Raw genomic sequence first — 25,879 nt, forward strand, 5'->3', positions numbered from 1 at the left:
CGTCAGGCGTGCCATGTCGCCGGGCTTCTAGCGCGGAAAAAGTACCGAGTCATCAGGTCTATCAGGTCAAGTACCATTGCCATGATGACAATGATGCTTGACATCTCCGCGCAAAAGGTCAAGTAACCTTGTCATATGATCAAGGAGGCTTGACCCATGATTCGCTTCGCCCTTCCCGCCGTGACCGCCCTCGTGATGGTCGTGATTGCCCTGCTCGATATCTTCGAAGTTCTGCCGAAGGGCTCCACCACCACTGCCGTGCTGTTCGTGCCGCTCAGCGCTGCGCTTTCGGGCACGCGCTGCCTGCGCCGCCAGCAGGAGGCTTGAACCATGGTCGCCCGGATGACGCCCGAACACCGCCGCTACACGCGCGCCGTTATGTTGCTGATGGGCGGCTACGTCGCCACGCTGGTCGGCGTGAACCTGTTCTTTAAGAACAGCGCCCCCACCGGCCTCAGCGCCTATGCTGCTGCGCTGCTTCCCGCGCTTCCAGTGATCGGCGTATTCGTGGCGATCGGCCGCCTGCTGACCTCGCTGCGCGATGAATACCAGCGCTACCTGATGACCCGGCAGATCCTCATCGCCACCGGCTTCACGTTGAGCGTGGCGACGGCATGGGGCTTCGTCGAAAGCTTCGGCCTGCTCCCTCACGTCCCGGCCTTCTACGCCACGGTCCTGTGGTTCGCCGGCCTGGGCCTTGGCGGCTGCATCAACGCGCTGCTGGAGCGGCACGGAGGTGGCGAATGAAGAACCGCCTCAAGGTCCTGCGCGCCGAGCGGAACTGGAGCCAGGCCGACCTTGCCGAAAAGCTCGAGGTCAGCCGCCAGTCGGTGAACGCGATCGAGACAGGCAAGTACGACCCCTCGCTCCCGCTCGCCTTCCGCATTGCCGATGTCTTCGCCCTTCCGATCGAAGATATCTTCCAGCGCGAAGATTGAACGGTATCCCCCGCCGCACGTCACCCTGATTTTTCCGCTGAACCGAGCTTGCCGCGCCGCCGCTTGCGGGCCATGTCAGGGACATGACTGAAATAGCGCGCTTTACCCTGCCTTCCGGCCAGCAGATGGCTTACCGCCACCTCGCCGGCACTTCTCCGACCATCGTGTTCCTCCCGGGCTACATGTCCGACATGGCCGGCGGCAAGGCGCAGGCCGTCCTCGAATGGGCGCGACAGCGGGGCCATGGCTGCCTGCTGCTCGACTATACCGGCTGCGGGATGAGCGACGGCGATTTCGCCGATGGTCGCCTTTCGAAATGGCGTGACGAGATCGTCGCCCTGATCGATCACCTCGGCATCGACAGCGTGCAACTCGTGGGCTCCAGCATGGGCGGATGGCTGATGCTCCTTCTCGCCGAAGCCTTGGGCGACAGGACCAGGGCGCTTGTCGGCATTGCGCCTGCGCCCGACTTCACCGAATGGGGCCTGTCGCAGTCACAGCGGATCGAGCTCGCCGCCGGGCGTACGATCTATGAAGACAACCCCTATGGCCCCGAGCCTACCCCGACTCACGCGGGGTTCTTTTCAGATGCCGAACGTCACAAGCGCCTGGCCAGCGGCATTGCCTTTGAAGGACCGGTCCGCCTGATCCATGGCCAGGCAGATGCTGACGTGCCGTGGGAAATCTCTATCAACCTTGCCCGCGCCCTGCGTTCAGCCGATGTGCAGGTGCACCTGATCAAGGACGGCGATCACCGGCTGTCGCGCCCCGCCGATATCGCGCTGCTCCTGCGCGAACTCGCCGGGCTCGCTGCCGGACAAGCCGCCTGACGTGCCGAAGGAAAAGCCTGCCATGATCGATCTTCCCGCACCGCTATTCGCCGTGGAGCACCGGATCGAGCAACAGGCCTCCCTGATGCAGATTGGTCCCGCCACCATGCCGATGCGTCCGTCCGATTTGCCGATCCCGCGCCGCCGCGATCCCGAAAAGCAGCGGCAGGCCGAAAAGGAAGCGGGTCTAGAGCGGCCCGACCTGCCCGAACAGGACCGCCTCGCCTACTGCCTGCAAAAAGCGGCGACCGATCCCGATGCGGCGATGGTCGAGGTGCAGACATGGCTGGGCGAAAGCCGCGACTCTGGCCAGCAGGTCCGCGCCAACCAGTGCCTTGGCATGCTGCGCTCCAATGCCGGCGACTTTGATGGCGCGCTCGAAGCTTTCGCACAGGCCGTGTCTGGCGTGCCCAAGGAGCAGGAAGTCGCCGCCGTGCCGCTGATGGCGATGGCCGGCAACGCGGCTCTGGCCGGCGGCAAGGCCGAACAGGCGCTCGGCTGGTTCGACCGCGCTCTGGCGATCAAGGGTTTCGCCGACAACGCCGCGCTCGGCGCGATGCAGAGCGATCGTTCGCGCGCGCTCGTGGCGCTAGGCCGCCTCGCCGAGGCTGGCGGCGCACTCGATGAAGCGCATCGCCTCGCGCCGGAGGAACCTGAGGGCTGGCTGCTGTCTGCCACTCTTGCCCGCCGCAACGGCGAACTCGACCGGGCGCAGCGCGATATCGAAGTGGCAGCGAAATATGGCCCGCGCGATCCGCAGGTCGGCCTGGAAGCTGGCGTCATTGCCGTGCTGTCCGGCCGGGACGACGCCGCGCGCAAGTCGTGGGAATCGGTTGTCTCGGCGGACAAGGACGGCGAAGCGGGCAAGACTGCCCGATCCTACCTTGAACAGCTGGGCCCTGCACCTAAATCGGTTTCACCCGAAACCGCAGGAAAGCCGGCGTCATGAAACTCTCCGTCCTCGATCTGGTCAGTGTGGTCGAGGGCGGGACAGCGCGGGCCGCGCTCGACAACTCCGCCGCCGCCGCGCGCGTGGCGGAGGAATGCGGCTACCAGCGCTATTGGGTTGCCGAACATCACGGCATGGAAGGTCTGGCTGGTGCCGCCACGGCTGTCGCCCTCGCGCACATCGGGCAGGCAACTTCAACGATCCGCATCGGTTCGGGCGGGATCATGCTGCCGAACCACAATCCGCTGGTGATCGCCGAACAGTTCGGCACGCTCGATGCCCTGTTTCCGGGCCGGATCGATCTCGGCCTTGGCCGCGCCCCTGGCGCTGACCAGCGCATCATGCGCGCCCTGCACAAGGACACCAACCGCGCCGCCGAGGACTTTCCGCAGGACGTGGTCGAACTCCAGCTTCAGTTCGCAGGCGATCCGCGCGTGCCGCTGCAGGCCTATCCGGCCAAGGGTGCAAGGCCGCAGCTGTGGATTCTCGGATCCAGCCTGTTCGGCGCGCAACTCGCCGCGATGCTCGGCCTGCCATATGCCTTCGCCTCGCACTTTGCCCCCGATCACCTCGACGCGGCGCTGAAGATCTATCGCGAACGCTTCCAGCCGTCGGCCGCGCTCGATGCACCCTACTGCGCTGCCGCCATCAATGTCGTTGCCGCCGAAAGTGACGAAGAAGGCCAGCTTCTCGCCTCCTCGATGGATCAGGCCTTCGTGGCGCTGCGCACCGGCACGCCGGGCAAGCTCAAGCCGCCCGTGCCCGGTTACCGCGACACGCTGCCACCTTCCGCACTGGCCATGCTGGAACACGTCCGTCAGGTCAGCGCGTGCGGCTCGGTGGCAACGGTGCGCGCCGGGCTGGCGGCATTTGCCGACCGCACCGGGGCCGACGAGATCATCGTCGCAGCCTCGATCTACGATCAGCAGGCGCGCTTGCGATCCTTGCGCCTTACCGCCGAAGCCGCCCGCGAACTAGCCGTCGCTTGACGTAACCAGCGCGCAATCCTGCGGCACGAAAAGGTGCGCAAAGGGTTCACAACAGCGGGTTAAGCCGCCCATGTCGATGAACCGGACTTGAGGTCTCGCCACGGCTGGATTACCCTTTGGAATAATGATACGCTCGCGTATTCAATAATTACACGAGAGAGAAATATCCTCTCGCAAGGAGAGTCGGGAACACGCCATGGCGTCAACGTCCGCAAGCCGTCCGCAAGCCCCTGCCGCTTCCTCTTCGCAGCCCCCCTCCGATCAGCTTTCATTGGCCTTGGCCGAGCGGTTTGCCGGCGCGCTGCTGCCCGACGAAGCGATGGATTTCGATGCTGCGCGCCTCGCCGAAGCGGCCCGTTTTGCCGCCGGCGCTGCTGCACAGCGCCAGGGCAGTGATCCTGCCATCGCCATCGAAAGCGTCAGCGGCTCGGATAGCGACGGTCGGCATCTGCGCCTCGCCGTGATCAACGACGACATGCCGTTTCTGGTCGATTCGATCACCTCGGCCATTACGGCGCAGGGCCTGGCGATCGACCGTCTCGTCCATCCGGTCGTTGCGGTGCGCCGCGACGGCGAAGGCAACCTCACCGAATTTCCGGCGGGCGACGCTTCGGGCGAACGCCGCGAATCCATCGTCTATCTCGAAACCGAACGCGCCGATGCCCGACAACGCCGCGGCCTTGTCGCCGCGCTCGAGGAAACGCTGCGAGACGTGCGCGCTGCGGTTACCGACTGGCCGCTGATGCAAGCGGCCATGCGTGAGGATGCGGCTGGTCTTGCCGATCCCGAAGGCGCCGCACTTCTGCGCTGGCTCGCCGATGGGATGCTCACCCAGCTCGGCAGCGTCACGCGCAATCGCGATGGCAGCGAAGAGAAGGCGCTCGGCATCTGCCGCGCCAGCGACCGCAGCCTGCTTGCCGCAAGTTCCTTTGACCGCGCCTTTCGCTGGTTCGAAAGCGGAAAGGGCCGCGCGCCCCTGATCGTCAAGGCGAACCGTATCGCCAACGTTCACCGCCGCGTGCCGCTTGATCTGTTCATGGTTCCGCGCATTGAAGGTGGCAAGGTCGTGGCCCTGTCTGTCCATGCCGGGGTCTGGACCAGCGCCGCGCTTGCCGCAGCGCCAGATCGCATCCCCCGCCTGCGCACGCAGCTTGCCGAGCTGATGGACAAGTTCGGCTTTGCCGCCAACGGCCACGCCGGCAAGGCGCTGGTCCATGCGCTCACTGCGCTGCCGCACGATCTTCTCGTCAGCTTCGACGATGCCGATCTCGAGCGTGTCTCTACCGCGATGATGAGCCTGGTCGATCGCCCGCGTCCGCGCCTTGCTCTGGTCGAAGCTCCGCTCGCACGGCACCTTTTCGCTTTCGTCTGGCTCCCGCGCGATGTGCTGTCGACCGAGGTTCGCCTCGCCATCCGCGACATGCTCGAAGCGGCCGCCGGTGCGCAGGTGATCGACTGGTCGCTGCAGGTAGAGGGCAGCACCTTGGCCATGCTGCGCTTCGTGCTCGATGTGCGCGATCAGGATGGGCAGGTCGATGAGGCGGCCCTCGATCTGCAATTGCAAGGCATGGTGCGTGGCTGGGCGGGCGCTGTCGAAGCCGAGCTGGCCGCCAGCGAAGAACCTTCGCGCGCTGCCGCGATCGCTGCGCGCTATGCCGATGCCTTCCCCTTGTCCTACCGCAACGCTTCGGGCGCTGCCGAGGCAGCACGCGATATCCGCGTCCTGCGCACGCTGGCGGGCAGCAAGGCCCCGCGCCGTGCCGTTCGCCTGCATCGCAACCCGGGCGAGGCGGTGCTGCGCCTCAAGCTCTATCAGCGCGAGGGTGCGATCGTCCTCTCCGATGCTGTGCCGGTGCTCGAAAACTTCGGTTTTCGCGTGCTCGAGGAAGTGCCCACCCCGCTCGACGGCGGCCGCCTTGGCTATATCCACGATTTCCTCGTCGCTCACCCGGCCGACAGCTCGATCGAAGACCTGCTATCGCGCGCGGCCTCGATCGAAAGCTCGCTCGCGGCCGTGATCAACGGCGCGGCAGAGGATGACGCATTCAACCGCCTGATCGTCGCCACCGGCCTCACCGCGGTCGAGGCGAACTGGCTCCGCGCCTTCTACCGTTACTTGCGCCAGGCCGGCATGACCTTCGGCATCCCCACCGTGGTCGAAGCGCTCAAGAACGCCCCCGCCGTCACCCGTGGCCTCGTCGCCGCCTTCGTCGCCCGCCACGACCCTGCCTTCACCGGCCAGCGCGATCAGGCCTTTGCCCAAGCCGAGGAGCGCATCAAGACCGGCCTCGCCGGCGTCGCGGCCATCAACGACGACCGCCTCCTGCGAAGCTTCCGCGCGCTGGTCGGCGCCATCCTGCGCACCAATGCGTTCGCGCCTGCTGCGGCAGAGGCAATGGCCTTCAAGATCGATTCCGCACTTGTTCCCGGCCTGCCCAAGCCGCTGCCGTGGCGGGAGATCTTCGTCTATTCACCGCGCGTCGAAGGCATCCACCTGCGCGCCGGCCCGGTCGCCCGCGGGGGCCTGCGCTGGTCCGACCGCCGGGACGACTTCCGCACCGAGATCCTCGGCCTGATGAAGGCGCAGCGGGTGAAGAATGCCGTCATCGTGCCCACCGGTGCCAAGGGCGGCTTCTATCCCAAGCAGCTCCCTGATCCTGCGAAGGACCGCGAAGGCTGGCTCGCCGAAGGCAAGGCCTCCTATCAGGTGTTCATCCGCACCCTGCTGTCGATCACCGACAACATCATCGAGGGCAAGGTCGTCCATCCCGCCCACGTCGTGATCCGGGATGGCGAGGACCCCTACTTCGTTGTCGCCGCCGACAAGGGCACTGCCTCCTTCTCCGACGTTGCCAACGCCATCGCCGAATCGAAGGACTTCTGGCTCGACGATGCCTTCGCCAGCGGCGGCTCGAAGGGCTACGATCACAAGGCCATGGGCATCACCGCGCGTGGTGCGTGGCTCTCGGTCCGCCGCCATTTCCTCGAACTGGGCGTCGATGTGCAGAGCGAGCCGATCCGCGTCGCTGGCTGCGGCGACATGTCGGGCGACGTGTTCGGCAACGGCATGCTGCTGTCAAAGGCGCTCAAGGTCGTGGCCGCGTTCGACCACCGCCACATCTTCCTCGATCCCGATCCCGATCCGGCGCGTAGCTGGGAAGAGCGCAACCGCATGTTCGCGCTGCCCCGCTCCAGCTGGGACGACTACGACAAGAGCCTGATCTCGGCAGGCGGCGGTGTCTTCCCGCGCTCGATGAAATCAATCCCGCTTTCAGCCGAAGTCCAGGCCCTGCTCGGGGTCGAATTGCCCGAGATCGATCCGGATTCGCTGATCTCCCTGATCCTGCAGAGCCCCGTGGACCTCCTGTGGTTCGGCGGCATCGGTACCTACGTGAAGGCGAGCACGCAGAACAACGTCGACGTCGGCGATCCTTCCAACGATTCCGTCCGCGTATCTGCCAACGAAGTCCGTGCCAAGGTCATCGGCGAGGGCGCCAATCTCGGCACCACGCAGGCCGCGCGCATCGAATTCTCGCTGCATGGCGGGCGCATCAACACCGACTTCATCGACAATTCCGCCGGCGTCGATTGCTCCGACAACGAGGTCAACATCAAGATCGCGCTCGCCGCAGCCAAGCGATCCGGCAAGTTGACCGAGAACGCCCGCGTCGAGCTGCTGGCGGCGATGACCGACGAGGTTGCGCACCTCGTGCTCGAGGACAACCGCCTGCAGGCGCTGGCCCTCTCCATCGCCGAACGCGGTGGCGCTACTGCCATGCCGGCATGGTCGCGCCTGATCGACGTGCTTGAGGAAGGCGGTGATCTCGATCGCAAGACCGAGGGCCTCGCCGGCGCCGAAGACCTCGCCCGTCGCGCCGCGTCCGGGCAGGGCCTCACTCGCCCCGAACTCGCCGTCCTGCTCTCCAGCAGCAAGCTCGTCCTCCAGCGCGAACTGGAAGAGAGCAAGGTGGTCGATGACCCGGTGCTGGAAGAGGAACTCGTCGCAGCCTTCCCGCCGCAGATGCAGGAACCCTTCGAAAGCGAGATCGTCCACCACCGCCTGCGTCGCGAAATCATCGCCACCAAGCTCGCCAACCGCATCATCAACCGCATGGGGCCGGTCATCCCGTTCGAACTGTGTGAAGAGGAAGGCGTCTCGCTCGCGCAGGTCGCTGCGGCCTTCGTCGCGGCAGAGCGCCTGCTCGACTTGCGCAAGACCTGGGGCCTGCTCGATTCGGCGCAGATGCCCGAAACCCTCCGGCTCGACCTGTTCGACCGCGTGGCGCAAGGCCTGCGCGGCCATGTTGCCGATGTCCTGCGTGCGGGCCGCGGCACGCAATCGCCGGATGACCTGATCGAGGACCTGTTCGGCGGTGTCGCGCTGCTTTCGCATACCACCGCAGAACTGCTGCGCGGTGCCGCGCAGGCGCAAGCTCGCCGCATGGCGGACGACCTTGCCACCAGCGGCGTGCCCGCCGAAATCGCCGCGCGCCTTGTCCACCTCTACGACATGGACGGCGCCATCGGCCTCGCCCACCTTGCAGGCGAACTCAATGTCGATGCCGCAGCCCTGACCGGTGCCTTCGCCGATCTCGGCGCGGCGCTCGGCATCGACTGGGCACAGCAGGCGGCGCGGCGGATGAACCCGTCAGACCCATGGGAGCGTCTGCTTGTCGCCGGCCTCGCCCGCGATTTCCAGCAGATGCGCCTCGATTTCCTCGCGCGCTCGAAGGGCGGTTCACCCGATGCCTTCGTCAGCGACTGGCTTACGGCCAATGCCGCGGCGGTGCGGCAGTTCCGCAGCCTCGTCGCCCGCGCTCAGGCCGCTCCGGTGGTGTCACCGGCCATGCTGGCGCAAGTGGCCAGCCAGGCAAGGACATTGCTCGGCCGGTAAGCTGTCCAAGCAGGACATTGCCGCAGCGGCATCATGGTATATACAGCCGAACATAGCTTGTTCCGGAACCGTGATGCCGCCGATTCTGCTGCGCGCCCTCTTTGCCCTGCTGATCGCGCTTGCGGGTGCCACTCCGGCGCTTGCGCAGGAGAAGGGGCCGCTGGTCCTCGCAGCCGCCAGCCTGCAGGAAGCGATGACCGATGCAGCCGCCGCCTGGGCCAGGAAGGGCCACCCGCGCCCCGTCCTGTCGTTCGCCGCTTCATCGGCATTGGCGCGTCAGGCCGAAGCGGGCGCCCGCGCCGATCTCTTCGCCTCTGCCGATGAGGAGTGGATGGACTACCTTCAGGGCAAGTCCCTGCTCAAGTCCGGCACCCGCGCCCGCCTGACCGAGAACCGCCTCGTCCTCGTTGCCCCGCTGCCAAGCCGCCTGAACCTGCAGATCACCCGCAACTTTCCGCTGGCCAAGGCGCTTGGGACCCGCCGCCTCGCCATGGCCGATCCCGCGGCCGTCCCCGCCGGACGTTACGGACGCGAAGCGCTCACCAGGCTGGGCGTCTGGACCGGCGTCGCGGGCAAGGTCGCCGCCGCCGAGAACGTCCGCGCAGCCCTCGCGCTGGTTGAACGTGGCGCCGCCTCCCTCGGTATCGTCTACGCGACCGATGCCATGGCCTCGCGCCGCGTGCGAGTGGTCGGGACTTTCCCCGCAACAAGTCACCAGCCGATCACCTACCCTGTCGCCCTGCTTGCAACCTCGCGCCATGGCGATGCCGAAGCCTTCCGTCGCTTCCTGATCTCGCGCGAAGGTCGCGCCATCTTTCTCCGGCGCGGGTTCGGCCAGCGCCGATGACTCCCGAAGAGTTGGAGATCGTCCGGCTTTCGCTCAGGGTCGGCGCCGTCGCGGTCGCAACCTGCCTGCCTGTCGCTTTCGCTCTGGCATGGGCTCTGGCGCGAGGGCGATTTCCCGGCAAGGTCCTGCTCGATGCGCTGATCCACCTGCCGCTGGTCCTGCCCCCGGTCGTCACCGGCTGGCTGCTCCTGCTCGCCTTCGGACCGCAAGGCCCGATCGGCGCGTGGGTGGAGCAGGCGCTCGGCCTCACCTTCATGTTCCGCTGGACCGGGGCCGCGCTTGCCGCTGCCGTCATGGCGCTGCCTTTGATGGTCCGCGCCATGCGCCTGTCGATCGAAGCCGTCGACCAGCGCCTAGAAGCCGCGGCGATGACACTGGGCGCATCGCGCTGGCGCGTGTTCCGCACGATCACTGTTCCGCTCGCGCTGCCCGGCGTGATTGCCGGAACCGTGCTCGGCTTTGCCCGCTCGCTCGGCGAATTCGGCGCAACGATCACCTTCGTCAGCAACATTCCCGGCGAAACGCAGACCCTGCCGCTGGCCATCTACAGCGCCCTGCAAGTACCCGGCGGTGAAGATGCGGTGACCCGGCTGGCGGCCACGTCCGTGGCGCTGTCGCTGATCGCGCTGGTCGTGTCCGAGATGCTTGCCCGGCGCATGGGGAGAAGCTCCCATGTCCTTTGAGGTGAAGGTATCGCGTCGGCTGGGCAAGGCGATGGTTGCCTGCAATTTCCTTGCCCCCAATGGATTGACCGCACTGTTCGGTCCTTCGGGCGCGGGCAAGAGCTCGGTGCTCAACATGGTTTCCGGTCTACTGCGGCCCGATCACGGCCGGATCGTAGTCGGCGGCCAAGTCCTGTTCGACAGCGCCGCCGGAATCGACATACCCGTCCAGCAGCGCCACTCGGGCTATGTCTTCCAGGACGCGCGCCTGTTCCCGCACATGCGGGTCCGTGCCAATCTTGCCTATGGCGCGCGTGGCGATGGACCGATGTCACAAGCCGATGTCATCGACTTCCTCGGGCTTGCCCATCTGCTCGATCGCTGGCCACGAAGCCTGTCGGGCGGAGAAGCCCAGCGCGTTGCCATCGGCCGGGCACTGCTGTCCAACCCGCGCTTCCTGCTGATGGACGAACCGTTGGCCTCGCTTGACCGCGCCCGCCGCGAAGAGATCATGCGCACCATCGAGCGCCTGCGCGACGAAGTGGGTTTGCCCATCCTCTACGTCAGCCATGATCGCGCAGAAGTCGAACGGCTCGCCGGGGCGATCGTCGAAATCTGATCCGGGCAATCGGTTGGCTGAAACGGACTTTTCCGCGTCTGTCAGTTGACGAACGCGGGCTTTTGGCCAAACGCCCTCGCAACAGCCGGGAGGATTCGCAATGGAACAGGCAGACGTCATCATCGTGGGTGCCGGGCACGGCGGCGCGCAGGCCGCGATCGCGCTGCGCCAGAACGGCTTTGAAGGCCGCATCCTTGTGATCGGGCGCGAGCCGGAAATTCCCTACGAGCGTCCGCCGCTGTCCAAGGAATACCTCGCGCGCGAAAAGACCTTCGAGCGCATCTGCATCCGCCCGGCACAGTTCTGGGAGGACAAGGCCGTCGAGATGAAGCTCGGCGCCGAAGTCGTCTCGCTCGATCCCGCCGCACACACAGTGAAGCTCGGCGATGGCAGCGAGATCGGCTACGGCAAGCTGATCTGGGCCACTGGCGGCGATCCGCGCCGCCTGTCCTGCATGGGGGCAGACCTCAAGGGCGTCCACGCCGTCCGCACCAAGGAAGATGCCGACCGGCTGATGGCGGAGCTGGACGCCGGAGCCAAGCGCGCCGTGGTCGTCGGCGGAGGCTATATCGGCCTCGAAGCTGCCGCCGTGCTGACCAAGTTCGACGTTTCGGTCACCCTGCTCGAAGCCCTGCCGCGCGTGCTTGCGCGCGTCGCCGGTGAAGCGCTGTCCGAATTCTACCAGGCCGAACACCGCGCCCATGGCGTCGATCTGCGCACCGGCGCGGCGATGGATTGCATCGAAGGCGATGGCGTCAAGGCGACCGGCGTGAAGATGCAGGACGGGTCGGTCATCCCGGCCGATATCGTCATTGTCGGCATCGGCATCGTCCCGTGCGTCGGCCCGCTGCTGGCTGCTGGCGCTTCAGGCGGAAACGGCGTCGATGTCGACGAACTGTGCCGCACCTCGCTGCCCGATGTCTATGCGATCGGCGATTGCGCGGCTCACTCGAACGACTTCGCCGACGGCGCCGTGATCCGCCTCGAATCCGTCCAGAACGCCAATGACATGGCCACCACCGTTGCCAAGTGCATCTGCGGCACCGAAGCGCCCTACAAGGCGACGCCGTGGTTCTGGTCCAACCAGTATGACCTGCGCCTGCAGACGGTCGGCCTCTCCACCGGACATGACAACGCCGTGCTGCGCGGCGATCCGGCCACGCGCTCGTTCTCGGTGGTCTACCTCAAGAACGGCAAGGTCATCGCGCTCGATTGCGTGAACATGGTCAAGGACTACGTGCAGGGCAAGAAGCTGGTCGAAGCCCGCGCCCAGATCGCACCTGAACAGCTCGCCGACGCCAGCGTGCCGCTCAAGGACATGCTCTAGGCCAAACGGGCCACGGCCCAGCGGGCGGCATCTGCCACCGCCGGGTCGGGATCGTCGGCAAGGGCTGTCACCGCGGGGAGCAATGCCCGCTCGCCGCTGTTGCCCGCCGCATAAAGGCAATTGCGCACCATCCGGTCCCGCCCGATCCGCTTGATCGGACTGCCGCTGAACACCTGCCGGAACGTGGCATCGTCCAGCGCCAGCAGTTCCTTGAGCTTCGGCGCGGTCAGTTCGGCGCGGGGCAGGAACGCCCGGTTGGCCTGCGCGGCCCTCGCAAAGCTGTTCCACGGACAGGCCGCAAGGCAATCGTCACAGCCATAGATGCGGTTGCCCAGCGCCTCGCGGAATTCCTCCGCCACCGGCCCCTTGTGCTCGATCGTCAGGTAGGAAATGCACCGCCGCGCATCCAGTTGATAGGGCCTGGGAAAAGCATTCGTCGGGCAGGCTGTCTGGCACGCCGTGCACGATCCGCAGCGGTCGGCATGCGGTGCATCGGGCGTCAGGTCCAGCGTGGTGTAGATCGCGCCCAGAAACAGCCACGAACCATGGGTCCGGCTGACGAGGTTGGTATGCTTGCCCTGCCACCCGATCCCCGCTGCCTGCCCCAGCGGCTTTTCCATCACCGGCGCGGTATCGACGAAGACCTTGACCTCGGCCCCCGGCACCTCGGCCACCAGCCAGCGCGCCAGTGCCTTGAGATTGCGCTTCACAACGTCATGATAATCGCCGCCCTGGGCATAGACCGAAATGCGCCCGCGCTCCGGGTGCGCCTCCAGCGCGCGGGGGTCCGCCGCCGGGGCGTAGCTCATCCCCAGCGCGATCACGCTTCTCGCATCGGGCCACAGGGATTGCGGCCCTCGGCGATGATGAAGCCGGGTTTCCATCCACTCCATCGATCCGTGGCATCCCTCGCCCAGCCACTGTTCGAGTCGGGCCGCTCTGAGGGGGTCGTCATGGGCAGGCGCGATGCCGCAGGCGGCAAAGCCCAGGCGCGTGGCTTCCGCTGCCAGTTTGCCCTCGAGAGTCAGGCGTTCGCTGCCGGGAGTTGCCCCTCTGCCCCCGGGAGTTGCCTCTCTGCCTTCGAGAGTTGGACTTGAGTTAACCACACTTGCTGCCCTGCTCGTTCATCGCCTATCGCTAGGGCGATGACCCATGAAGATCGAGCTAGGGGAATGGCCGGTGGCTGGCAACGCGGTTGACAGTGCCGGAGAGGAACTCGCCATCGAGGCGCGGGGTCTTATCAAGCGCTTCGACGGTTTCACGGCTGTCGATGGCGTGGACATATCCGTGCCCAAGGGCGCGATCTATGGCATTCTCGGCCCCAACGGCGCCGGCAAGACCACGACGCTGCGCATGTTGCTGGGCATCATCGATCCGGACGCGGGCTATCGCCGCGTGCTGGGCCACGAACGCCCGACCGAGGTCGCCCGGCGCATCGGATACCTGCCGGAGGAACGCGGCCTCTATCCCGCGATGAAGGCATACGAGGCAATCGGCTTCCTCGCCGCCCTGCGCGGCGTGCCGCTCAAGGAGGGACGCCGCCGCGGGCGCGAATTGCTGGAAGAACATGGTCTTGGCTATGCGGCCGATCGCCAGATCCGGCAGATGTCGAAAGGCATGGCGCAGACCGTCCAGCTGCTCGGCACGCTCGTCCACAAGCCCGATCTCGTCGTGCTGGACGAGCCCTTCTCAGGGCTTGACGCCCTCAACCAAGGCAAGCTCGAACGCATGATTCGCGCGCTGGCGGCCGGCGGCACCACGGTGATTTTCTCGACCCACGTCATCGCCCATGCCGAGCGCCTGTGCGACAGGATTGCGATCATCGCCGGCGGCAAGGTGCCCTTCACAGGACCGGTAGACCTGGCCCGCGACCGCCTGCGCCCGCAGGTCCGGCTCGAAACGCGTGCGCAGGATGGGCCTTGGCGCGCCGCGCTCCCCGTCGACGTGCGGCACGAAGGCGCGTTCTGGTATTTCACACTGCCCGAAACCGGTGTCGAGCCACTGCTGCGCGCGCTGATCGAAGGCGATGCCGGCATTCTCAGCCTGTCGATCGAGCGGGCGGGGCTGCACGATGCCTTCGTTGCCATCGCCGGCGAGGCAGCGGCCAAGGCGCTCGAGGAAAGCGAAGGAGAGGCGCGGTGAGCGGATTCGCCGAAAAGCTGCGCTGCGCGCTGGTCATCGCCCGGCGCGATTTCGTCGCGGTGGTGTTCTCCAAGACCTTCATCTTCTTCCTGATCGGCCCGGCTTTCCCGCTTGTCGTGGGTGGCCTTGCCGGAAACATTGGCGCCAAGGTCCAGCAGAACGTCGAGCGGCCGACCATCGGCCTTGCCATGAGCGCGGAGGACAACAGGCGCATGATGGCCGCGCGCGAAGAACTGGACGGGCGAATGGCCGGTGGCCTGCCCGACATGATCGAGCTTGCCGCCGCCGCGCCAGGAAAGGCCTTCGATGCCCGGAGCGCCCTTGCCGATGGCAACCGCGAGGTGACTGCGGTGGTCGGCGGGACGCTCGATGGACCGACCCTGACCGCAACCGCCGACCGTGCACGCCAGTGGGTCGGCCTTGTTTCCAACCTTGCCGCGCGCGCCCGCGCCGAGGCGCCAACGGCCTATCCGGACGTGCAGGTCGAGGAGGTCAACACGTCGATTGCAAAGGTCCGCACCGGCCAGATCTACACGGCACAGGGCGCTCAGGTTCTGCTGTTCCTGCTGACCATGCTGCTGGCGGGCATGGTCCTGTCCAACCTTGTCGAGGAAAAGGGCAACAAGATCATCGAGGTGCTGGCTGCGGCCATCCCGATGGACGCCCTGTTCATGGGCAAGCTCTTTGCCATGCTTGCCGTCAGCCTTGTCGGCATTGCCGTGTGGGGTACGGCCATCGGCGCGATCGTGCTGGCCGGTTCTGAAAGCCTGCCCAGCCTGTCCGCCCCGGCAGTCGGCTGGCCGCTGTTCCTGGTTCTCGGCTTCCTCTACTTCGCGATGGCCTATCTGCTGATGGGATCGCTGTTCCTGTCGATCGGCGGCATGGCGGCCACGGTGCGGGAGGTGCAGACGCTTTCGATGCCCGTCTCGATGTTCCAGCTGATGGTGTTCTTCTTTTCGAGCTATGCGCTGACGATGCCGGGCACGTGGGTGGAATGGCTTTCGATAATCTTCCCGGTCAGTTCGCCCTACGCCATGCTGGCGCGCGCCGCGCAACAGCCCGAGGTGTGGCCGCACGTCCTTGCGCTGCTGTGGCAGGCGTTCTGGGTTGTCGTGATCGTGCGGGCCGGGGGACAGCTGTTCCGCCGGACGGTGATGAAGTCAGGCCCGGCGCGCGGCAAGGTCAGGGGCGGCGTGTTCGCACGGTTCAGGCGCAAAGCTTATTGACACCCGTGTAGGTTGTGGCAAGCTACCAAAGTGACGAGGACCGTGCGGGCAACGTGCGGCCGTTCCGGAGGATAGCCATGGCCACGCAGCTTGCACCCGAAGCCCAGCAGTTCACCTACCGCAGCTCTCCCACCGCGATCGAGGCGTTCACCGCCTGGCTCAAGGAGAACCCGCAAGGCGCCCCGGTCCACAATCACAAGTGGGATGTCAGCCGATCGGACATCTATGTCGAGGATCGCTGGCAGCCGATCTTTGCAGAGATGCGTGCGCAAGCACCGGTCAACTTCATCCCCGAATCGCCCTACGGTGCCTACTGGAACGTGGTGAACCACAAGGCGATCCAGCATGTCGAATCGCTTCCCGAACTCTATTCCTCGTCATGGAAGCATGGCGGCATCACCATCGGCGATCCCCCGGCAGATACCGATCCTGCGCTGCTGGCCGAACGGCAGCTGCCGATGTTCATCGCCATGGACCGGCCCGAGCATACCGGCCAGCGCCGCACTGTCGCCCCCGCCTTTACCCCGGCCAAGATGGTCGAGATGGAGCGGGAGATCCGCCAGCGCACCGGCGAGGTGCTCGATTCGCTGCCGTGGGGCGAGAAGTTCGACTGGGTCGACAAGGTCTCGATCGAACTGACCACCGGCATGCTGGCGCTGCTGTTCGGCTTCCCGTGGAAGGATCGCCGATTGCTGACGTTCTGGTCGGACTGGGCCGGTGACGTCGAACTGATCCTCGCCCGCGAACTGTCCGACATGCGTTTCGGCTTCCTTGGCGAGATGGCGCACTATTTCCAGCGCCTGTGGGGCGAACGCATGCGCGCCGAGCCCTCTGGCGATCTCATCTCGATGATGATCCATTCCGAGGCAATGAACCACATGAGCCCGCAGGAGTTCATGGGCAACCTCGTGCTGCTGATCGTCGGCGGCAACGATACCACGCGCAACACGATGTCAGGCATCGTCCACGCGCTCGACCAGTTCCCCGACCAGCGTGACCTGCTCGCCCGCGATCCTTCGCTGATCCCCAACGCGGTGCAGGAATGCATCCGCTATGTCACCCCGCTGGCGCACATGCGACGCACGGCGACGGCCGATGCCGACCTGTTTGGCCAGCAGATCAAGGCCGGCGAGAAGCTGATCCTGTGGTACATTTCGGCCAACCGCGACGAGAGCGTGTTCGAGAACGCCGACAAGCTGATCGTCGATCGCGACAATGCGCGGCGGCACCTGTCCTTCGGCTATGGCGTGCACCGCTGCGTCGGCGCGCGTCTGGCGGAATTGCAACTGCGCATCCTGCTCGAGGAAATGCACGAGCGGCGGATGCAGGTGCGCGTGGCTGGCGCAGTGGAGCGCGTTCGCGCCAACTTCGTCCACGGCTTCCGCAAGCTCGAGGTCGTGCTCGAAAAGCGGTAATCGCGGATACAGGTCGTCGTGCTATGACCTGCGTCACGATGGAGCAGGCAGGACCAGGCTAGCATGGCCCAAGTCCTGCCGGTGGGCACTCCGCCCCCGAGGTAACACCCTCTCTCCCATCGGCAGGACACCGGAAGGTTTGCAGATGATCGCCCAGTCAACCTCACGTCGCAGCTTCATGGCTTTCCTCGCCGCAGGCTCGGTCCTGCCCTTTGCCAGCGCCTGCAGTGCCAAGCCTGCGGCCAAGGGCACGTTCCCGATCATGAAGAGCGAGGCCGAATGGCGCCGTGTCCTGACGGCAGAACAGTTCTACATCCTGCGCGAGGAAGGCACGGAACGCCCCTTTACGTCGCCACTGCTGAAAGAGCATCGCAAGGGCACCTTCGTCTGCGCGGCCGATGGCCATCCGCTGTTCTCGTCCGCCACCAAGTTCGATAGCGGGACCGGCTGGCCCAGCTTCTGGAAGCCCTTGCCCAAGGGCGTGGCGACCAGTTCCGACCGTTCGCTGGGAATGGTCCGTACCGAAGTCCACTGTACGCAATGCGGCGGCCATCTCGGCCATGTCTTTGACGACGGCCCTGCGCCCACGGGGCTGCGCTATTGCATCAACGGCGATGCGCTGAAGTTCCGCCCTGCCTGATTGCAGGACCTGAGCATATTTCGCGATTGACGGTGCTGGGCGCGATGCCCACGGCATGCCGGTGCGTCGCAAACTCTTCACCTTCCTCGTCCTGCTGCCGTTGGCCGTGCTGGTCTGGGCAACGCAGCGCAAGGACCCCTTCACGTTCGACCGACGGGTTGTCGTCACTGACCTCATGCCGGGTATCCCCGCGGCGGAGCGGAAGCAGCTTGGCCCCTTCATTCTGCAACAGGCCTGGTTGCTGGAAGGGGCGGACCACCGCTTCGGCGGCTATTCGGCGCTGGTGCCGCAAGATGGCGGACTGCTTGCCATCAGCGACCGCAACCGCACGCTTTCGATCCCCTTGTCGCTGACGCCCGGCGCCTTCACCTCATCGATGCCGAACATGGTGGTGCAGCGCTGGCCCGATGGACACACCAGCGTTGGCTTCGATACCGAAAGTGTCGTGCGTGATTCTGCCGATGGCAGCCTCTGGACCGGGCTGGAAGACGATTGGCGCGTGGTCCGGACGGACCCCGGCACCGGTGCCACCAATCTCATCCCGGTGAACGAAACGCGGGACTGGCCGCGCAATGGCGGGGCCGAGGCGATGGCCCGCCTGCCCAATGGCCGCTGGATCATACTGTGCGAATCCTGCGGCACCGGTCGGGGCGGGCTTCATCTCGGGCTGTTGTTCAAAGGTCGTCCGGGACTGTCGAAGGCGCAAAAGTTCGGATTCATCGTCCCTGCGGCGTTTGATCCGGTGGACGCTGTGCCGCTGCCGGATGGCAGGCTGCTCATCCTTGTGCGCAAGCTGGGCTTTTCACCACCCGGCTTCTCGGCGCGAATCGTGCTGGCCGATCTCTCGCGCCTCGATCCCCGGCGGCCACTGCCGACCACGGAACTGGCCCGCCTCGAAGGACCAGCCATGCGCGAGAACTGGGAAGGGATGGCGCTGACGCCTGGCACGGACGGGCTGTCACTCTGGCTGGTCTCCGACGCCAACGCCTCGACGTTCCAGCAGACACGGCTGCTGAGGCTCTGGTTCGATCCGGCGACGCTTTCCGCCCGATAGCAGGTACAGCAAAAGCCCCCGATCCGGTTAGGGAAAGGGGGCCTTCGATTTTCAAACCCTTGCGGGCAGAAAGATTAGGCGGCGTTCGCCTTGACCAGCTCGCGCTTCACCTTGAGGGCGCGCGTCGAGAGCTTGGTGTCCGACTGCTTGAGCAGCCAGTTGTCGAGACCGCCGTTGTGTTCGACCGAACGCAGACCATGCGTCGAAACGCGGAACTTGAAGCTGCGCTCCAGCTTCTCGCTCATCAGCGTGACGTTCTGCAGGTTGGGCAGGAACAGACGCTTGGTCTTGTTGTTGGCGTGGCTTACGTTGTGACCGACTTGGCGGCCCTTACCGGTCAGTTCGCAGATACGCGACATGGCTAAAACTCGCTTGTGTTCGATAATACCTATCGGGAAGGCGCGGCTCTTATCGATTCACCGGGCGAAGTCAAGGATTCGGAGTTTGAAAGCAGCAATCTGCTCCTTATACCCCGCACCATGATCCGCTGGCCCCTGCCTGAACCGATGCGACTGGCCTTTGCGGAAGCCCGTATTGCTGCCGATGAGGGCGAAGTGCCGATCGGTGCGGTGGTCGTCAACGACGGCAAGGTCATCGCTGCGGCCCATAACCAGCCGCGCACACTCTGCGACCCCACCGCCCATGCCGAAGTGCTGGCGATTCGGGCTGCGGCTGCGGCGCTCGGGCAGGAGCGGCTCGAAGGTTGTGACCTGTGGGTGAGCCTCGAGCCCTGCGCGATGTGTGCAGGGGCCATTGCCCACGCCCGCATCGCACGGGTCTACTACGCCGCCAGCGATCCCAAGGGCGGCGCGGTGGAGCACGGCGCGCGCGTGTTCGAACAGCCCACCTGCCTGCACCGGCCCGAAGTCTATTCCGGCATGGGCGAGGATGAAGCGGCCGAGATGCTGCGCCGGTTCTTCCGCGAGCGGCGCTAGAAAGAGCGCCAGATCTTCACCGGCTCGGCATCTGCCGGGCCGCTGTTGCCGATCGGGCAGCGCATGGGCTTGAGCTTGCGCGAATGGCACAGGTGCACCTCGCGCAGCCAGCCATCGCGACCCAGCAGCAGGCGGATCATTTCCGGCCGGAGGCGCGGATTGGCGATGACCAGCGCCTGCTTGACCTTGCCCACGTCCAGCCCCTCGGTGCGCGAGAGACGGGCCATGTCGGGAAACTCCAGACCCTGGAACAGCGCGCGGCCCTGGTCGAAGTACTCCGCAGGGGTAATCCCCATGCAGGTGCCATGCTTGGCCCACTCGTGCATCATCAGGTCGGCCGAGGGCGTGGTGCAGAAGTTGCGGCGCAGGACCTGCGCATCCGGCCGCAGGCGCGAGGGGCAGTACTGCGGATACTTGCCGCCCTTGCCATCTGGCCACAGTCCGTGGAGCACGAAGCCGAAGCGTCCCTGCCTGCCCGAACACTGGGTGGCATGGGCGGGATCGAGCTTGCGTGTGCGGCAGAACTCGGGCGACCAGCTTATGGCGAGCGTGTAGCCGGTCGTTGGCACGATGCGCGGCGGCGCGTCAGGCTCGGGTAGGGCGGGTACGCTGATCTGCGGTGGCACCTGGCATTGCCAGCCTTGCGCGAGGGCAGGAGTGGCGGTGAGGCCGAAGGCAATCGCCGCGATGCGTGATCGCATTGTCTCAGCCAGCCTTGTCCTGCTTCAGCCACGCCGTCGATGCCGGCAGGAACATCAGTACGCCTGCGGCAATCATCAGCAGGATGGCGATGACCGAGAAGATCGCGAAGGGAACGCCGATCATGGTCGCCACGGCCGGAATTCCGCCCAGGCCCAGCACGTCGAGCGCGATCACGGCGGCAAGAAACCAGCGCGCTATCGCAAACCGGCCGCGAGAAACTGCGAGCGCAAGACCGATGGCGACCAGCGCGTTGGCAAACGGCCCGATCAGCAACTCATTGCTGCCGACCTCCAGCGCTGCTGCCATCGCGCCGGCATTGGCAACGATGTTGACGATACGGATCAGCTGGCTGGCGATCACGCTGATTTCAAAGGCGCGGATGGTGGCGGGGCGCATCTGGGGTTCCGTTCAGGCGATTGGCGTGAAGTCGAGGCCGATGTCGGCGGCGGGCGCGCTCTGCGTCAGGCGGCCGACCGATACGTAATCCACGCCCGAGGCGGCAATCGCGCCGATGGTGTCAAGCCGCACCCCGCCCGAAGCCTCGCATGGGACGCGGCCGGCAACCAGCGCCACGGCTTCGCGCAAGCGGTCTGGTCCCATGTTGTCGAGCAGCAGGCGGGTTGCGCCGGCATCGAGAGCGGGTTCGATCTGGTCGATATGATCGACCTCGCAGATCACGTCCTTGACCCCTGCAGACAGCGCGCGGCGCACGGCTTCGGCCACGCCACCTGCGACGAGTACGTGGTTGTCCTTGATCATCGCCGCGTCCCACAGGCCCATGCGATGATTGGTGCCGCCACCGGTGCGCACGGCGTACTTTTCGAGGAGGCGCAGGCCGGGAATGGTCTTGCGGGTATCGAGCAATTTCGCGTTCGTCTCGCCCATGGCATCAACGTACTGGCGGGTGAGCGTGGCAATGCCCGAAAGGTGCTGGACGGTGTTGAGCGCACTGCGCTCTGCCGTCAGCATCGCACGGGCATTGCCTTCGAGCCGCATCAGGTCGGAGCCGGGCGAAACCTGCGCGCCTTCTGCGACGAGAATTTCGATCTTCATGGCAGGATCGAGCGCGCGGAAGAATGCGGCGGCAATCGGCAAGCCGCACACCGTTATCGCGTCGCGGCTGTCCATCACGCCGGAAAAGCGCGCATCGGCCGGAATCACGCTTTCGCTGGTCACGTCATGCCCGCCGCCAGGCAAGCCTTCGCCAAGATCCTCGGCGAGCGTTGCGGTGACGAAGGCTTCGAGATCAAAGCCGGGGATGAGAAATTCTTGCATCAAAGCACTCCGCTCGTCCTGAGCCTGTCGAAGGACGCGAGGCAGGCACGTCCTTCGCAGCTACCGGCTCGGGCATGCTTCGACAAGCTCAGCATGAGCGGAAGTGTGAGGCGAATTTGGTCAGTGAACGAAACGCGCCACCACGTCGCGGTAGGAGCGCGATACCTTCACCTCGGCACCACTTTCCAAGACAAGGAAGCATTCGCCGTTGGTATGCGGCTTGACCTGGCGCACCTGATCGAGGTTGACGATCTTGGAGCGGTGCACGCGCTGGAACACGCGGGGATCGAGGCGACGCTCCAAGTCCTTCATCGTCTCGCGCAGGATCAGCGAATTGTCGCCGGTGTAGATGCACATGTAGTCGCCCGCAGCCTCGATGCGCTCGATCGTGTCGACATCGACGCGGAAGATCTTGCCACGGTCCTTGATGTTGATGAGCTTCTCGAAGCGGCCGGCAACGGGCTCGCCCTCGTCCTCGATCTCCGGCATGGCATCGGGCGCCACTTCGGCGAGCACGGTCTTGAGCTTCTCGGCTTCTTCGCGGCCGCGCTTCTCGGACAGACGCGTGCGCGCGCGGTCCAGTGCGTCGGCAAGACGGTCTTCCTCAACCGGCTTGAGCAGGTAGTCGACGGCATTGGCTTCGAACGCCTTGATCGCGTGCTCGGAATAAGCGGTCACGAACACGAACAGCGGCGGGTCGATTTCCATCACGCCCTTGACCACCGAGAAGCCGTCAAAGCCGGGCATCTGGATGTCGCAGAAGACGAGGTCGGGTTTTTCGGTCTTGATCTTGCGGATGGCCTCGCGGCCGTTCGAACAGGTGTCGATCACTTCGACATCGGGGAAGGCCTGAAGCCGGAGCTGCAGCCCCTGAATGGCCAGTTTCTCGTCGTCGACGAGGATCGTGCGGATCGTCATGCGGTTCCCTTGGGTCTTGTCCAGACTTGGATCACGTTGCGCCCCCGAAACGGTCCCCCGTTGGAGTCTGCCTGATGGCAGGACGGGTAAAGTGGCAGTCGGTTCCCGAGATCATGCACCAACCCCCATGCCGACCCCGATCGGGCGTCGGACGGGCATGGCCTGTACGGGCTCTGCCTTTGCTTCGAACGGCAGTTCGAGCACGACCTGAAAACCCCCTTCCGGGCGGTTTGAGACGTCAAAGCGCTGGTTCTCGCCATAGGCCTGGACCAGACGGTCGCGGATGTTGGCAAGACCGATCCCGGTGCTGTCACTGCTCACGCCGAACACGCTTGAAGGATCGGTGCCCGGTGGCAAGCCCGGCCCGGTGTCCGACACGGTGACCCGCAGCATCGGGCCGACGAGTTGCGCCTCGACGGTGATTTCCGCGCCGTACTCCATCGGGCTGACCGCATACTTGATGGCATTCTCGACCAGCGGTTGCAGCAGCAGCGAAGGCATCAGGCCATTGCGGACGGCATCATCGATGCGGAACTCGGTGCGCAGGCGCTCCTCGAAGCGCATGCGTTCGATATCGAGGTAGAGCTTCAATGTCTCGATTTCCTGGGCAACGGTCACCCGCGCGGTCGGCTCGTTGACCAGCGTGTAGCGCAGGAACGAGGACAGGCGCGAAAGCATCGCGTTTGCCGGTTCGGTCTGCTTGAGCAGGACCAGCGTGGAAATCGAATTGAGCGTGTTGAACAAGAAGTGCGGGTTGAGCTGGTAGCGCAGCATGGCCAGCTGGGCCGAGGTTGCCTGTGCCTCCAGCCGCATCAGCTGGTCGTTCTGCTCTTCCACCTGCAGGAAGAAGTTGATCGCGTAATACAGCCCGGTCCACGAGATCACGAGCGTGAGGTCGAGGTAAAACACCCCGAGGAACAGCTGCGCGAAACTGGCATCGCCGCCTTGCCGGTAGAGGCTGATGACCCACGAATCGATGAAGGCGTAAAGACCGACCGCCACCGACATCGCGATGGCAGTCACGCCCCAGGTGACAATCGGCCGCCGGTTGATCAGCGCGCGGTAGATTACCGACAGGATCAGCGAGATCGAGAAGCCGGTAATCGTGGCGATGACGACGATGACGAGGAACGACCACGGCTGCGCATTGGCGATGGACGACATCGCACGCAGCAGCATCGCGCCGCCCCAGCCCATGAACTGCAGGCGCCAGAAGGCTCTGTTCTTGTTGCCGAAGAACGGCGTCGGTCTGAACGGCAAGGCTGCCATGAAAAGGTTTGTAACCGTTCGGAGCGGGCTAGGCTAGCCCGCCCCTGTTACTTCCGCCTCAGCTCTTGCGTGCCGCATCGATGGCAGCCTGCAGGTCTTCCTGCGGAACTGCGCCGTGAACCAGCTGTTCGCCGATCACCCACGCGGGCGTCCCGTTGATGCCAAGCTGGCGGGCCAGCTGAAGGTTGCGCTTGAGCTCTTCCTCGACATCGGGCCGGGCTGCAAAGGTGCGTGCTGAGGCGAGGTCGAGCCCCGCCGCGGTCGCCGCAGCGGTGATGCTGGCATCCGAAGGCCGGGCGCCCTCGAACATTGCCTTGTGATAGGCGGGATACTTGCCCTGCGCTGCCGCCGCCAGCGCCATGCGCGCGGCGGGCGCGCTTTCGGGTGCGATGATCGGCAGTTCGCGTACGACCACGCGCAAGTCGGGGTTCTTCGCGATCAGCGCGTCCAGGGTCTTCACGCTCTGCCGGCAATAGGTGCAGGCAAAGTCGGTGAACTCCACCAGCGTGACCTTGCCGTCGGGATTGCCCATGACCGCACCGGGGAAGGGTGTTTCAAGCGCGCCGCGCATCGGACCGATCTGCGCTGCCGCCTCGCGCTGCTGCAGCCGCTCCATCGCCTCCGGCAGGACCTCGGGGTGTTCGAGGATATAAGACCGCACCAGTCCTTCGATCGCGGCGCGTTCCTTGCCATTGATTCCTGCGCTCGCCAGCGAGGCTTCAAGGTCTGCGTCGTCGTCTGACGCAGTATCGGCGTCGCGGTGGGCGTACCACCATCCTCCAGCTGCCCCGCCTGCGGCAAGGAGCAGGGCGAAGGCGGCGAAGGCGCCTATGCGGCGGGGCTTTGTATCTGACATTGTCTGGTGCCTAGCGCGATTTCTTCTGGCGTTCCATCATTGCCCGCGCCGACATCGCAATGTCCTGCGCGCGTAGCCAGTCGGGCGTGCCCTTGGGCAGTGCGGCCTCGGCGGCCTCGGCGCTGCGTACGGCTTCGGCCAGCCGCATGTTCATCAGCTGCTGTTCGGCACTGGCAAGGCGCGCGCGGGGAATGTCGCCCTTGGCTTCGTAGACCACGCCGAGCTGGTACCAGGTGAAGGGATTGTCCCGGTCGCGCGAGGCCGAAGTCTTCAGCACCTTTTCGGCTTCGGCGAAATTGTCCTTGTCCTCGGTGGCGATCAGGGCGTGGCCAAAGGTGGTGGCGATCAATGGCTCGTTGCCGGTCAGTTGCGTAGCCTTGCGCAGCGGCGCCACGGCATCCGCGGGGCGACCGGATTCGAGCAGGATCTGTCCTTCCAGCTCGAGAAAATAGGGATTGTCCGGATCGCTGGCGATCAGCGCCCTGGTCTCCGCCAAAGCCTTGTCGACATAAGCCTCCTTGTGGAAGGCATAGGCGCGGGCATAGCGCGCGGGAATGTCGGTCATGTAATCGGGGTAGGCGCGCAGCGTGTCCTGCGGCTCGGCCAGATAGCCGTTGAGCTTGGCCTTGACCCGCTGGAACCGCGCCTGCAGCTCGGCCGGGGGCGGGGTGTTCCACGCCGGGTCCTTCTCGTAGACATCCTGGAGCGTGGTCAGGCGGTCGGACGTCATCGGGTGCGTGCTGTAGAACTCCGCGTCCGGATTCTTGCTGGCATTATAGCCGTAACGGAATTCCTGGTTCTGCAGCTTCTTGAAGAACTCGATCGAACCGCGCCCGGAAATACCGGCGTCGGAAAGGAATTTTGCGCCCGCTGCGTCTGCCGAGCTTTCCTGCGCGCGGCTGAAGGCGAGGAACTTGCCCAGCGCGGCCTGCTGCCCGGCCATGAACACGCCCAGCGCCGCGTCGGGCGAACCTGCCGCAGCGGCCAGACCGCCGAGCAGCAGCGAAAGCACGGTGATGCCGGTGGCCGGCTTGAGCCCCTCGTTGTACCGGATGATGTGGCCGCCGGTGATGTGGCCCAGTTCGTGCGCGATCACGCCCTGCAGTTCGTTGACGTTGTCAGCCGCGCTTATCAGCCCCGAATGGATATAGATCGCCTGTCCTCCGGCAACGAAGGCGTTGATGGACCCGTCGTTCAGCAGGACCAGATCGATCGCCTTGGGGTTGAACCCCGCCGCCTTGAAGATCGGGGCAGAGGCATCGCGGAACAGCGCCTCGGTTTCCGCATCGCGCAGCACCGATTGCGCAGACGCTGGCTGGATGCAGAGCGACAGCGCGGCGACCAGCGCGAGCAGGCGCGAGAGGAGCAGGGCGGGGATTCGGACCGTCACGA

Annotated in this window: 26 protein-coding genes; 17 read left to right on the forward strand and 9 right to left on the reverse strand. The window is 65.5% G+C overall.

Going from position 1 to position 25,879, the window contains the following annotated elements:
• The first annotated feature begins 156 nt into the window (after nucleotides 1-156).
• From AC1Q5P_RS15650 to AC1Q5P_RS15700, 11 genes are all read left to right on the forward strand, one after another.
• On the forward strand, nucleotides 157-327 hold the full coding sequence (locus AC1Q5P_RS15650; RefSeq protein ID WP_156135734.1) for a hypothetical protein: 171 nt from the start codon (nucleotides 157-159) through the stop codon (nucleotides 325-327).
• A gap of 3 nt (nucleotides 328-330) precedes the next feature.
• The gene (locus tag AC1Q5P_RS15655) at nucleotides 331-747 is read left to right on the forward strand and encodes a hypothetical protein (RefSeq protein ID WP_492477167.1); all 417 of its coding nucleotides are present in this window, start codon (nucleotides 331-333) and stop codon (nucleotides 745-747) included.
• Nucleotides 744-938, forward strand: coding sequence for a helix-turn-helix transcriptional regulator (locus AC1Q5P_RS15660; RefSeq protein WP_039333055.1), 195 nt, complete (start codon nucleotides 744-746; stop codon nucleotides 936-938). The genes AC1Q5P_RS15655 and AC1Q5P_RS15660 overlap by 4 nt, the downstream gene beginning before the upstream one ends.
• An 83-nt stretch (nucleotides 939-1,021) precedes the next feature.
• Nucleotides 1,022-1,768, forward strand: coding sequence for an alpha/beta fold hydrolase (locus AC1Q5P_RS15665; protein ID WP_039333053.1), 747 nt, complete (start codon nucleotides 1,022-1,024; stop codon nucleotides 1,766-1,768).
• A gap of 22 nt (nucleotides 1,769-1,790) precedes the next feature.
• Complete coding sequence (locus AC1Q5P_RS15670) at nucleotides 1,791-2,717, forward strand: tetratricopeptide repeat protein (RefSeq protein ID WP_492477168.1); 927 nt, start codon at nucleotides 1,791-1,793, stop codon at nucleotides 2,715-2,717.
• On the forward strand, nucleotides 2,714-3,706 hold the full coding sequence (locus AC1Q5P_RS15675; protein ID WP_492477169.1) for an LLM class flavin-dependent oxidoreductase: 993 nt from the start codon (nucleotides 2,714-2,716) through the stop codon (nucleotides 3,704-3,706). Before AC1Q5P_RS15670 ends, AC1Q5P_RS15675 begins: the two co-directional genes overlap by 4 nt.
• Nucleotides 3,707-3,902: 196 nt before the next feature.
• A complete protein-coding gene (locus tag AC1Q5P_RS15680) occupies nucleotides 3,903-8,600 on the forward strand; it encodes an NAD-glutamate dehydrogenase (protein ID WP_492477170.1) in 4,698 nt (1,565 codons plus the stop codon).
• Nucleotides 8,601-8,673: 73 nt separating this feature from the next.
• On the forward strand, nucleotides 8,674-9,447 hold the full coding sequence (modA, locus tag AC1Q5P_RS15685) for a molybdate ABC transporter substrate-binding protein (protein WP_492519435.1): 774 nt from the start codon (nucleotides 8,674-8,676) through the stop codon (nucleotides 9,445-9,447).
• Nucleotides 9,444-10,130: a molybdate ABC transporter permease subunit gene (gene modB, locus AC1Q5P_RS15690; RefSeq protein ID WP_062342396.1), complete on the forward strand. Its 687-nt coding sequence runs from the start codon at nucleotides 9,444-9,446 to the stop codon at nucleotides 10,128-10,130. Before modA ends, modB begins: the two co-directional genes overlap by 4 nt.
• Nucleotides 10,120-10,728, forward strand: coding sequence for a molybdenum ABC transporter ATP-binding protein (locus AC1Q5P_RS15695; protein ID WP_039333043.1), 609 nt, complete (start codon nucleotides 10,120-10,122; stop codon nucleotides 10,726-10,728). The genes modB and AC1Q5P_RS15695 overlap by 11 nt, the downstream gene beginning before the upstream one ends.
• 100 nt (nucleotides 10,729-10,828) lie before the next feature.
• Nucleotides 10,829-12,055: an NAD(P)/FAD-dependent oxidoreductase gene (locus AC1Q5P_RS15700; protein WP_492519436.1), complete on the forward strand. Its 1,227-nt coding sequence runs from the start codon at nucleotides 10,829-10,831 to the stop codon at nucleotides 12,053-12,055.
• Here the strand turns inward: AC1Q5P_RS15700 and queG are convergent.
• Nucleotides 12,052-13,083 (reverse strand): tRNA epoxyqueuosine(34) reductase QueG, encoded by a 1,032-nt coding sequence (gene queG / locus AC1Q5P_RS15705; RefSeq protein ID WP_492519464.1) that lies wholly within the window; start codon nucleotides 13,081-13,083, stop codon nucleotides 12,052-12,054. The genes AC1Q5P_RS15700 and queG overlap by 4 nt on opposite strands.
• A 124-nt stretch (nucleotides 13,084-13,207) precedes the next feature.
• Here queG and AC1Q5P_RS15710 point away from each other — a divergent pair, with 124 nt between their 5' ends.
• The 5 genes from AC1Q5P_RS15710 (at nucleotide 13,208) to AC1Q5P_RS15730 (ending at nucleotide 18,532) form a co-directional block, all read left to right on the forward strand.
• On the forward strand, nucleotides 13,208-14,197 hold the full coding sequence (locus tag AC1Q5P_RS15710) for an ABC transporter ATP-binding protein (protein ID WP_492519437.1): 990 nt from the start codon (nucleotides 13,208-13,210) through the stop codon (nucleotides 14,195-14,197).
• Entirely contained in the window at nucleotides 14,194-15,423 is a 1,230-nt protein-coding gene (locus AC1Q5P_RS15715) for an ABC transporter permease (protein ID WP_492519438.1), read from the forward strand. Before AC1Q5P_RS15710 ends, AC1Q5P_RS15715 begins: the two co-directional genes overlap by 4 nt.
• A 77-nt stretch (nucleotides 15,424-15,500) precedes the next feature.
• A complete protein-coding gene (locus AC1Q5P_RS15720) occupies nucleotides 15,501-16,838 on the forward strand; it encodes a cytochrome P450 (protein ID WP_062342408.1) in 1,338 nt (445 codons plus the stop codon).
• A 145-nt stretch (nucleotides 16,839-16,983) separates the two neighbouring features.
• The gene (gene msrB, locus AC1Q5P_RS15725; RefSeq protein WP_039333031.1) at nucleotides 16,984-17,478 is read left to right on the forward strand and encodes a peptide-methionine (R)-S-oxide reductase MsrB; all 495 of its coding nucleotides are present in this window, start codon (nucleotides 16,984-16,986) and stop codon (nucleotides 17,476-17,478) included.
• Nucleotides 17,479-17,539: 61 nt separating this feature from the next.
• Nucleotides 17,540-18,532, forward strand: a complete 993-nt coding sequence (locus AC1Q5P_RS15730; protein WP_492519439.1) for an esterase-like activity of phytase family protein — start codon at nucleotides 17,540-17,542, stop codon at nucleotides 18,530-18,532.
• A gap of 74 nt (nucleotides 18,533-18,606) precedes the next feature.
• On the opposite strand, the gene rpmB is transcribed toward AC1Q5P_RS15730, so the two are convergent.
• Nucleotides 18,607-18,891: a 50S ribosomal protein L28 gene (gene rpmB, locus AC1Q5P_RS15735; RefSeq protein ID WP_039333029.1), complete on the reverse strand. Its 285-nt coding sequence runs from the start codon at nucleotides 18,889-18,891 to the stop codon at nucleotides 18,607-18,609.
• Nucleotides 18,892-19,011: 120 nt separating this feature from the next.
• On the opposite strand from rpmB, the gene AC1Q5P_RS15740 reads away from it, so the two are divergent.
• Entirely contained in the window at nucleotides 19,012-19,467 is a 456-nt protein-coding gene (locus AC1Q5P_RS15740; RefSeq protein WP_193827444.1) for a nucleoside deaminase, read from the forward strand.
• Here the strand turns inward: AC1Q5P_RS15740 and AC1Q5P_RS15745 are convergent.
• From AC1Q5P_RS15745 to AC1Q5P_RS15775, 7 genes are all read right to left on the reverse strand, one after another.
• Nucleotides 19,464-20,168, reverse strand: a complete 705-nt coding sequence (locus AC1Q5P_RS15745; RefSeq protein ID WP_492519440.1) for a ribonuclease T2 — start codon at nucleotides 20,166-20,168, stop codon at nucleotides 19,464-19,466. The genes AC1Q5P_RS15740 and AC1Q5P_RS15745 overlap by 4 nt on opposite strands.
• A gap of 4 nt (nucleotides 20,169-20,172) precedes the next feature.
• The gene (locus AC1Q5P_RS15750) at nucleotides 20,173-20,565 is read right to left on the reverse strand and encodes a hypothetical protein (protein ID WP_492519441.1); all 393 of its coding nucleotides are present in this window, start codon (nucleotides 20,563-20,565) and stop codon (nucleotides 20,173-20,175) included.
• Between the two features lie 12 nt (nucleotides 20,566-20,577).
• Nucleotides 20,578-21,444, reverse strand: coding sequence for a carboxylating nicotinate-nucleotide diphosphorylase (gene nadC, locus AC1Q5P_RS15755; protein WP_492519442.1), 867 nt, complete (start codon nucleotides 21,442-21,444; stop codon nucleotides 20,578-20,580).
• Nucleotides 21,445-21,564: 120 nt separating this feature from the next.
• The gene (locus AC1Q5P_RS15760) at nucleotides 21,565-22,362 is read right to left on the reverse strand and encodes a LytR/AlgR family response regulator transcription factor (RefSeq protein WP_039333025.1); all 798 of its coding nucleotides are present in this window, start codon (nucleotides 22,360-22,362) and stop codon (nucleotides 21,565-21,567) included.
• Nucleotides 22,363-22,473: 111 nt separating this feature from the next.
• Complete coding sequence (locus AC1Q5P_RS15765; protein WP_492519443.1) at nucleotides 22,474-23,631, reverse strand: sensor histidine kinase; 1,158 nt, start codon at nucleotides 23,629-23,631, stop codon at nucleotides 22,474-22,476.
• A 58-nt stretch (nucleotides 23,632-23,689) separates the two neighbouring features.
• Nucleotides 23,690-24,487, reverse strand: a complete 798-nt coding sequence (locus AC1Q5P_RS15770; RefSeq protein WP_492519444.1) for a DsbA family protein — start codon at nucleotides 24,485-24,487, stop codon at nucleotides 23,690-23,692.
• Nucleotides 24,488-24,497: 10 nt separating this feature from the next.
• A complete protein-coding gene (locus AC1Q5P_RS15775) occupies nucleotides 24,498-25,877 on the reverse strand; it encodes a M48 family metalloprotease (protein ID WP_492519445.1) in 1,380 nt (459 codons plus the stop codon).
• Between the last annotated feature and the right edge of the window lie 2 nt (nucleotides 25,878-25,879).

The sequence above is a fragment of the Novosphingobium sp. GW835-FHT14H07 genome, assembly GCF_058793515.1.

Excerpts from the sequence above, each read along its gene's own strand:
- AC1Q5P_RS15650 (WP_156135734.1), top strand. The coding sequence starts at position 157 with ATGATTCGCTTCGCCCTTCCCGCCGTGACCGCCCTCGTGATGGTCGTG.
- AC1Q5P_RS15655 (WP_492477167.1), top strand. The coding sequence starts at position 331 with ATGGTCGCCCGGATGACGCCCGAACACCGCCGCTACACGCGCGCCGTT.
- AC1Q5P_RS15660 (WP_039333055.1), top strand. The coding sequence starts at position 744 with ATGAAGAACCGCCTCAAGGTCCTGCGCGCCGAGCGGAACTGGAGCCAG.
- AC1Q5P_RS15665 (WP_039333053.1), top strand. The coding sequence starts at position 1,022 with ATGACTGAAATAGCGCGCTTTACCCTGCCTTCCGGCCAGCAGATGGCT.
- AC1Q5P_RS15670 (WP_492477168.1), top strand. The coding sequence starts at position 1,791 with ATGATCGATCTTCCCGCACCGCTATTCGCCGTGGAGCACCGGATCGAG.
- AC1Q5P_RS15675 (WP_492477169.1), top strand. The coding sequence starts at position 2,714 with ATGAAACTCTCCGTCCTCGATCTGGTCAGTGTGGTCGAGGGCGGGACA.
- AC1Q5P_RS15680 (WP_492477170.1), top strand. The coding sequence starts at position 3,903 with ATGGCGTCAACGTCCGCAAGCCGTCCGCAAGCCCCTGCCGCTTCCTCT.
- modA (WP_492519435.1), top strand. The coding sequence starts at position 8,674 with ATGCCGCCGATTCTGCTGCGCGCCCTCTTTGCCCTGCTGATCGCGCTT.
- modB (WP_062342396.1), top strand. The coding sequence starts at position 9,444 with ATGACTCCCGAAGAGTTGGAGATCGTCCGGCTTTCGCTCAGGGTCGGC.
- AC1Q5P_RS15695 (WP_039333043.1), top strand. The coding sequence starts at position 10,120 with ATGTCCTTTGAGGTGAAGGTATCGCGTCGGCTGGGCAAGGCGATGGTT.
- AC1Q5P_RS15700 (WP_492519436.1), top strand. The coding sequence starts at position 10,829 with ATGGAACAGGCAGACGTCATCATCGTGGGTGCCGGGCACGGCGGCGCG.
- AC1Q5P_RS15710 (WP_492519437.1), top strand. The coding sequence starts at position 13,208 with ATGAAGATCGAGCTAGGGGAATGGCCGGTGGCTGGCAACGCGGTTGAC.
- AC1Q5P_RS15720 (WP_062342408.1), top strand. The coding sequence starts at position 15,501 with ATGGCCACGCAGCTTGCACCCGAAGCCCAGCAGTTCACCTACCGCAGC.
- msrB (WP_039333031.1), top strand. The coding sequence starts at position 16,984 with ATGATCGCCCAGTCAACCTCACGTCGCAGCTTCATGGCTTTCCTCGCC.
- rpmB (WP_039333029.1), bottom strand. The coding sequence starts at position 18,891 with ATGTCGCGTATCTGCGAACTGACCGGTAAGGGCCGCCAAGTCGGTCAC.
- AC1Q5P_RS15740 (WP_193827444.1), top strand. The coding sequence starts at position 19,012 with ATGATCCGCTGGCCCCTGCCTGAACCGATGCGACTGGCCTTTGCGGAA.
- AC1Q5P_RS15745 (WP_492519440.1), bottom strand. The coding sequence starts at position 20,168 with ATGCGATCACGCATCGCGGCGATTGCCTTCGGCCTCACCGCCACTCCT.
- AC1Q5P_RS15750 (WP_492519441.1), bottom strand. The coding sequence starts at position 20,565 with ATGCGCCCCGCCACCATCCGCGCCTTTGAAATCAGCGTGATCGCCAGC.
- nadC (WP_492519442.1), bottom strand. The coding sequence starts at position 21,444 with ATGCAAGAATTTCTCATCCCCGGCTTTGATCTCGAAGCCTTCGTCACC.
- AC1Q5P_RS15760 (WP_039333025.1), bottom strand. The coding sequence starts at position 22,362 with ATGACGATCCGCACGATCCTCGTCGACGACGAGAAACTGGCCATTCAG.
- AC1Q5P_RS15765 (WP_492519443.1), bottom strand. The coding sequence starts at position 23,631 with ATGGCAGCCTTGCCGTTCAGACCGACGCCGTTCTTCGGCAACAAGAAC.
- AC1Q5P_RS15770 (WP_492519444.1), bottom strand. The coding sequence starts at position 24,487 with ATGTCAGATACAAAGCCCCGCCGCATAGGCGCCTTCGCCGCCTTCGCC.